Origin of the sequence: Micromonospora sp. NPDC085948, from assembly GCF_040686315.1 — a bacterium.
In the GTDB taxonomy this organism is placed as follows: domain Bacteria; phylum Actinomycetota; class Actinomycetes; order Mycobacteriales; family Micromonosporaceae; genus Micromonospora.
In genome coordinates, this window is sequence record NZ_JBFBJW010000029.1 from 1 (window position 1) to 8,453 (window position 8,453).

Sequence of the window (8,453 nt, forward strand, 5' to 3'; positions counted from 1 at the left end):
GCCCAACGACCCCGCAGAGCCGCCGTCTCCTCCTTCGGCATCAGCGGCACCAACGCCCACCTCATCCTCGAAGAACCCCCCACCACACCCGCGACGCGACCGGCGCCCACCGGCCGAGACGGTAACGGCGAACGTGACAGCTCGGGCACCGCCGAACCCGATGACGTGACCGCCGGTCGGCAACAGCCGGAGCCGAAGCCGACAGGTGGCGCCTCCGACGGCGCCGGCACCGCGCACCGTGCCAACCCATCTTCCGTGGTGCCGTGGCTGGTGTCGGCCCGATCCGAGACCGGCCTGCACGCCCAAGCCCTGCGCCTGGCCGAATTCATCGCCGCCGAGCCGGACCTCGACCCCGCCGACGTGGGGCTGTCGCTGGCCACGACTCGCGCGCAGCTGGAACACCGGGCGGTCGTCCTGGCCGACAACCGCACCGAGCTGCTGACCGGACTGCGGCAACTCGCCGACGGCGAATCGGGACCCGGCGTGTCATCCGGCGTCGCCCGCGCCGATACCGCCGTCGCGGTGATGTTCCCCGGGCAGGGGTCTCAGTTCGCTGGCATGGGCGCTCAGCTGCACCACAGCTTCCCCGCCTTCGCTGAGGCCCTCGACGAGGTGTGCGCCCACCTCGACCAGCACCTGGACACGCCCCTGCGGCAGGTCCTGTTCGCCGAGGACGGCACCGCCGAGGCTGAGCTGCTCAACCAGACGCTGTACACCCAGACCGGCCTGTTCGCGGTCGAGGTGGCCCTGTACCGGCTGCTCGAGCAGTACGGGCTGCGCCCCGATTTCCTGGTCGGCCACTCCATCGGCGAGCTCACCGCCGCGCACGTGGGCGGGGTGTTGTCGCTGCCGGACGCATGCGCCCTGGTCGCCGCTCGCAGCCGGCTGATGCAGCAGCTGCCGGCCGGTGGGGCAATGGTGTCCCTGCACGCCGCCCCCGACGAGGTCACCGCCTTGCTGACTGGACTCGAGGGACGGGTGTCGATCGCCGCGGTCAACGGTCCCACCGCCACCGTGATCGCCGGAGATGACGACGCCGTGCTGGCCGTCGCCGACCGCTGGCACCACCAGGGCGGGCAGGCCCGGCGGCTGCGCGTCAGCCACGCCTTCCATTCCCCGCGGATCGATCCGATGCTCGAGCAGTTCCGGCAGGTCGCGCAGGCACTGTCCTACCACCCGCCGCAGGTGCCGATCATATCGAACCTGACCGGGCAGCCCGTCAGCGCCGACGAGATCTGCGACCCCAACTACTGGGTGCAGCACGCCCGCCGCCCCGTCCGCTTTGCCGACAGCATCGCCTGGCTCGCCGGGCACGGGACTTCGGCGTTTCTGGAGGCCGGACCCGGCGGCGTGCTGACTGCACTGGCCCAGGACACGCTGGACCACGGTCAGCGCAACGCGGTCACCGTGGCGGTGCTGCGCCGCACCCTCACCGAACCGCACAGCGTCCTAACCGGCCTGGCCCAGCTGTTCCTGCACGGCGTCCGGATCGACTGGGCTGCGATGTTCCCCCGTGCGCGCACCGTGCCCCTGCCCCCGTACGCATTTCAGCGGCAAAGGTACTGGCTCGACGCCGCCGGCCCGGCGGGAGATCCGGAAACCTTCGGGCAGGCGGTGGTGGACCATCCGCTGCTCGGTGCTGCGCTGCGCCTGGCCGACGGTGACGGCGTGGTGCTTACCGGCAGGTTGTCGCTGCAGTCGCATCCATGGCTGGCCGAGCACACCGTCGCCGGAACGGTTTTGCTGCCCGGCACCGCGTTCATTGAACTGGCTGTGCGCGCCGGCGAGGAACTCGGTTGCCAGCGCATCGACGAGCTGACCTTGCAGATGCCACTGGTGCTACCCGACCACGGCGGGATCGCCGTCCAGGTGCGCGTCGGACCCGCCGACGACAAGGGCCGCCGGGCGGTGAGCGTGCACAGCCGGCCAGACGGCGACCCCGGTGGCGGGGCGTGGACCGCACACGCCGCCGGCATCCTTGCCGCCACGGCCGTCAGCGCTGCGACCGCATCATCGGAACCGGCCGCGTGGCCGCCGGCACACGCCACCCCCATCGACGTCGACGCGGTGTACGAGCGTCTGGCCGCCCTCGGCGTCGACTACGGCCCCGCCTTCGTCGGTCTGCGCCGTGCGTGGCGCACCGACACCGCAACGTTCGCCGAGGTAGCCCTCCCACCGCAGATCACCGACCAGGCGAGCCGATACGGTGTGCATCCCGCGTTGATGGACGCGGCCCTGCACGCCGTCGCTCTGCCCCAGCAGGCAGACGCCGCTGCCGACGCCGAAACACCGGCACTGCCGTTCGCCTGGGCGGGCGTGACGGTACACGCGGCAGCGGCCACCAGCCTGCGCGTGCGGATCACTCCCGCCGGCGCCACCGGTATGGCGCTGGATCTGAGCGACCCCTCGGGACGGCCCGTGGCCACGGTCGAGTCCCTCGTCGTCCGCCCGATCAACGCGCGGCAGCTGGCCTCCGCCCGCTCCGGCAACTACGAATCATTGTTGCGCCCGGACTGGGTGCCCGTGTCCACGACCGCGCCTACCCGGCCGGACGCCGCCTGGGCCTACATCGACGCCACCGAGGACGTCGCCAGGTTCCATTCCTCGAACACCTTCCCCGACGTCCGCGCCCTCAGCGAGGCCATCGAGGCCGGCGCCGCGGCACCCGAAACGGTGCTTGTGCCGTACACCCCCAGTACGGCGCAAAGCACTGACCCGCCCGCCGCGGCCCGGGCCGCGGCGGGCGGGGTCCTGGACGTATTGCAGGACTGGCTGGCCGACGAGCGTTACGCCGCCGGTCGGCTGATTGTGGTCACCCGCAACGCGGTCGTCGTGCCCAGCGCACCGACCGGCGCCCACGGACCCGTCGACTTGGCCGGCGCCGCCGTCTGGGGACTTGTGCGCGCCGCCCAGTCCGAACATCCAGGCCGCGTCGTCCTGGTCGACCTCGCCGACGAGGAGAACGCAGCCGCGGCGCTGCCGGCCGCCGTAGCCAGCGGGGAACCGCAGGTCGCGGTACGCGGCATGACGGTATACGCCGCCCGCCTGACGCGCCTGGGCGGCCTCGCACACCAGACCGCGCCCGAGCGTCTGGACCCGGACGGCACTGTCCTGATCACCGGTGGGACCGGCGCGCTCGGCGCCCTGACCGCCCGTCACTTGGTCATCGCGCACGGTGCCCGGCACCTGCTGCTGGCCAGCCGCAACGGTCCCCACGCCGCCGTCGTGCCGGACCTCACCGCAGAGATATCCGCATTGGGGGCCACCCTGACGGTGGCCGCCTGCGACACCGGGGACCGCACCGCGCTGGCCGCGCTTCTGGCCGCCATCCCGGCCGAACATCCGCTGACCGCCGTCATTCACACCGCCGGCGTCGTCGACGACGCCACGATCACCGCGCTCGGAGCCGACCAAATCGACCGGGTGTTCGGCCCGAAGGTCGATGCCGCATGGCACCTGCACGAGCTCACCGCGGATCTGAACCTGTCCGCGTTCGTGATGTTCTCGTCTGCCGCGGGCACTTTGGGCGGCCCCGGACAAGGCAACTACAGCGCCGCGAACGCGTTCCTGGACGCCCTGGCCATCCACCGGCGGGCCACCGGCCTGCCCGGGCTGTCGCTGGCCTGGGGACTGTGGGCGGAACCCACGAGCGGCATCACCGCGCGTCTCGGCGACGTCGATAAGGCCCGTATGGCACGCGGCGGCCTGACTCCGATGACCAGCGAGGAAGCTCTCGCCCTCTTCGACGCCGCCCTGACCGCCGACGAACCGGTCGTCGTACCGATCCGGCTCAACCCCGCGGCGTTGCATGCGGCGGCCACCGCCGGGACGCTGCCGCCGCTGCTGCGCGGACTGGTCCGGGTCCCCGCCCGCCGCGCCACCGACCATGACGCCACAGCGAACCTGGCAGCCGAGCTGGCCAACCTGCCCGAAACCGAACAGGTACGGGCGCTGCTGGACCTGATCCGCGGCCACGCCGCAACCGTGCTCGGCCACGCCGGCGCCCAGCAGGTACCCGTCGACCGCGGCTTCCTCGAGGTCGGCTTCGACTCGCTGACCGCGCTCGAACTGCGCAACCGGCTGAACGCGGCCACCGGGCTCACGCTGACCGCCACCGCCCTGTTCGACTACCCGACCCCGGCCGCGCTGGCCAGTCACATCCGCGACCAGCTCGCCGGCGTCGACCCCGCCCCAGCCACCACCGTCACGACCACCGCCGTCACCGATGAGCCGATCGCCATCATCGGCATGAGCTGCCGATACCCCGGCGGTGTCCGATCACCCGAACAACTGTGGAAGCTCGTCCGCGACGGCGACGACGCAATCACAGCTTTCCCCACAGGCCGCGGCTGGGACATCGACGCGCTGTACGACCCCGACCCAGACCACCCCGGCACCAGTTACACCCGCGAGGGCGGATTCTTGCACGACGCCGACGAATTCGATCCCGCCTTCTTCGGCATCAGCCCTCGCGAAGCCCTCGCCATGGACCCGCAGCAGCGGCTGCTGCTACAGGCCACCTGGGAGGCCTTCGAGTACGCCGGCATCGACCCCACCACGGTGCGTGGCACACCGACCGGAGTGTTCGCCGGGCTGATGTACAACGACTACCTGACCCGGCTCCACCAGACTCCCGACGGTCTGGAGGGCTACCTCGGTACCGGAAGCGCCGCCAGCATCGCCTCCGGCCGCGTCGCCTACACATTCGGTCTTCAGGGACCGGCAGTCACCGTGGACACCGCCTGCTCCTCCTCGCTGGTTGCCATGCACCTGGCCGCGCAGGCCTTGCGGCAGGGTGAATGCAGCCTGGCGTTGGCTGGCGGCGTCACAGTCATGTCCACCCCGGCAACCTTCGTCGAGTTCAGCCGGCAACGCGGGCTGGCACCCAACGGCAGATGCAAGCCCTTCGCCGCCGCCGCGGACGGCACCGGCTGGGGCGAAGGCCTGGGCCTGCTGCTGCTGGAACGCCTCTCCGACGCCCACCGCAACGGCCACCGCGTCCTCGCCGTCATCCGGGGTTCCGCCGTCAACCAGGACGGCGCCAGCAGCCAACTCACGGCCCCCAACGGCCCATCGCAGCAGCGGGTCATCCGCCAGGCCCTCGCCAACGCCCAACTTGCCCCGCAGGAAGTCGACGTCGTCGAGGCGCACGGGACCGGCACCACCCTCGGCGATCCCATCGAGGCGCAGGCACTGCTGGCCACCTACGGCAAGGACCGGCACGCCGACCGTCCGGTATTCCTCGGCTCGATCAAGTCGAACATCGGGCACACACAGGCCGCCGCCGGCGTCGCCGGGGTCATCAAGATGGTCATGGCGCTGCAGCACGGCCAGCTGCCGCAGACCCTGCACGTGGACCAGCCGTCGCCGCACGTGGACTGGTCGGCCGCAACGGTGCGCCTTCTGACCGAAACACAGCCCTGGCCCTCGACCGGCGGACCGCGCCGCGCGGCCGTATCCTCGTTCGGGATCAGCGGCACCAACGCCCATCTCATCCTTGAGGCCCCCGCCGCGCCTGAACCGGAAACCAGCGCAGAGGCGCCGCCCTCGGCCCGCACCACCCCTGAGACGCTGCCGTATCCGGTATCCGCCCGGTCACAGCAGGCGCTGCGTCGGCAGGCGGCACAGCTGCACGCTCACCTGGACGGACACCCAGACCTCGATCGCGCCGACATCAGCTATTCGCTGGCCGCCAGCCGCGCGCACCTCGATCACCGCGCAGTCATCCTGGCCCGCACCCGCGAAGAGCTGTTGGCCGACCTGAACCGCCTTGCCGAGGGTGGCGTCAGCCCCACCCTCGTGCAGCAAAAGCCGCTCCCGGACGCCCGTACCGTGTTCGTTTTCCCCGGTCAGGGCTCGCAATGGCCGGGCATGGCCGCGAAACTGATGGACACCGCTCCCGTGTTCCGTGAGCACCTGAACCGGTGCGCCGACGCGCTGGCGCAGTATGTCGAATGGAACCTGATCGACGTGCTGAGCGAGACCCCGGGGGCACCACCGCTCGAGCGGGTGGACGTCGTGCAACCGGTGCTGTTCGCGGTGATGACCTCCCTGGCCGCGCTGTGGCGCTCACACGGCATCGTCCCGGCCGCCGTGATCGGCCACTCCCAAGGTGAGATCGCAGCCGCCTACGTCGCTGGGGCCCTATCGCTGGACGACGCCGCCCGGGTGGTCGCGCTGCGCAGCGCCGCCCTGGCGACGCTACCCCCCGGCGGGGGCATGATGTCGCTGCCGCTGCCCGCCGACCAGGCCACCGAGAAGATAGCGGCTTGGTCCGGGCAGATTGCGGTGGCCGCCGTCAACGGACCCGACGCCACGGTAGTCAGCGGCGACGAGCCGGCGCTGCGCGAACTGCTCGCCGTCTGCGAACGTGACGAGATCCGGGCGCGGATGATCGCCGTCGACTACGCCTCTCATGGCCACCACGTCGAAGCATTGCGGGAGCGGCTGCTCGACGCGCTCGCACCCATCACCCCCCGCACCGCCCGGATCCCGTTCTACTCCACCGTCACCGGCCACGCCCTCGACACCACCGGCCTAGACGCCGGCTACTGGTACACCAACCTGCGCCAACCGGTCCAGTTCGAACAGGCCACCCGCACGTTGCTGGCCGAAGGCCACGGCGTGTTCGTGGAGGTGAGCCCGCACCCAGTGCTGACCGTGGGCCTGCAGCAGACCATCGACGCCGCCGCTGCCGGCGCGGTCGCGGTCGGGTCGCTTCGCCGCGACGACGGAGGCCTCGACCGGTTCTGGACCTCGCTGTCCCAGGTATACACCTGCGGCGTGCCGGTGGACTTCTCCGCTGCCTCCGCCGGCACCAGTCGCCGGGCAGTGCCGCTGCCGACCTACGCGTTCGCCCGCGAGTCGTTCTGGCTGCAGTCGGCGCGCACCAACGGGAACCTGGCCGACGTGGGTCAGGGCGCCATCGACCACCCACTGCTCGGGGCGGCGGTGCATCTGGCCGATCGCGACGAGATCGTGCTCACGGGCCGGCTGTCCCTGCACACCCACCCGTGGCTGGCCGACCACGCCGTCGCGCACGTTGTCCTGCTGCCCGGCACCGCCTTCGTGGAACTGGCCATCCGCGCCGGTGACGAAGCCGGCTGTGACCGGATCGAGGAACTCACCCTGGAACAACCGCTGACGCTGCCCGAACGAGGCGCCGTGGCCCTGCAGGTCCGGGTCGGGCCGCCCGACGACTCGGGCCGCCGCGCCCTGAGCGTGCATTCGCGCGCCGAGGACGACAGCGGCCAGCCGGACTGGGTCCAGCATGCCAGCGGCAGCCTCGCCGGCAGCCACGAACCCGTCCCTCAGCAGTGGCAGCAATGGCCACCCACGGGCGCCACCGTCATCGACCTGAACGGGCATTACGACATCGCCACGCAGGCCGGCTACCACTACGGACCCGCGTTCCAAGGACTTCGCGCGGCGTGGCGGCGAGGAGACGACATCTTCGCGGAGGTGGCCCTGTCCGGCGACGCCACTGACGAAACCAGCCGATTCGGGCTGCACCCGGCTCTGCTCGACGCGGCTACCCATGCGATGGCACTCATCGGCCGGCCCGGCACCGATGTGCGGCTACCGTTCGCCTGGCGTGGGGTGCGGTTGCACGCCGCCGCCGCGAACGCCCTGCGGGTGCGGCTGTCCCCGACCGGCCCGGACACCGTCGCCGTCGCCGTCGCCGACCCCACAGGCCAGCCCGTACTCACCGCGGAAGCGTTGGCGGTACGCACCGTGCCAGCGGAGCAGCTCGACCGGCTGCACGTCAGGCAGCCCGGCTCGCTGCTGCACGTCGAATGGAATACGGTCGTGCCCGGCAGCCAGGAGCCGTCCGCCCGCCGCTTCGCCACCGTCGGCGCCGACCACCCCAGCGTCGGTCCGGTACTGCACCAAGCGGGCGTTCCGGTGGACACCTACCCGAACTTGAGCGCGGTGGCCGCCGCCATCGACGCCGGGCAACCGGCACCGGACGTGCTCGTTCTGGCCTGCGCAGAACTTGACGCCGGCGATACCGCGGCCCAGGCACATGCTGGCGTGACCCGTCTGCTGCACGTACTGCAGGCCTACCTGGCCGACCAACGATGGGCCCACACGCACCTGCTGGTCCTGACCACGGCAGCGGTCTCCGCAGGCGGCGAAGATGTCACCGACCTGCCCCACGCGGCCGTTTGGGGACTGGCCCGCTCCGCGCAGTCCGAACACCCGGGCCGGCTCACTCTGGTCGACCACGACGGCCACGACGCCTCAGCACAGGCCTTGCCGACCGTCCTGGACTGCGGCGAACCGCAGGTCGTTGTCCGTAACGGTCAGGTCCTGGCGCCACGCCTCGCCCGGACCAGCACCAACTCGCCCAGCACACCGCCGTTGTTGGGTGGGCAGGGCACAGTGCTGGTGACCGGCGGGACGGGGACGTTGGGTGCGTTGGTGGCCCGGCATCTGGTGAGCGCGTACGG

Annotated in this window: 1 protein-coding gene; it reads left to right on the forward strand. The window is 71.6% G+C overall.

All coding sequences use genetic code 11. The annotated features are described in order from the left end of the window. Window positions 1–8,453: SDR family NAD(P)-dependent oxidoreductase (locus tag AB0O48_RS34420; protein ID WP_365070167.1), on the forward strand; the 8,453-nt coding region annotated here is incomplete at both ends.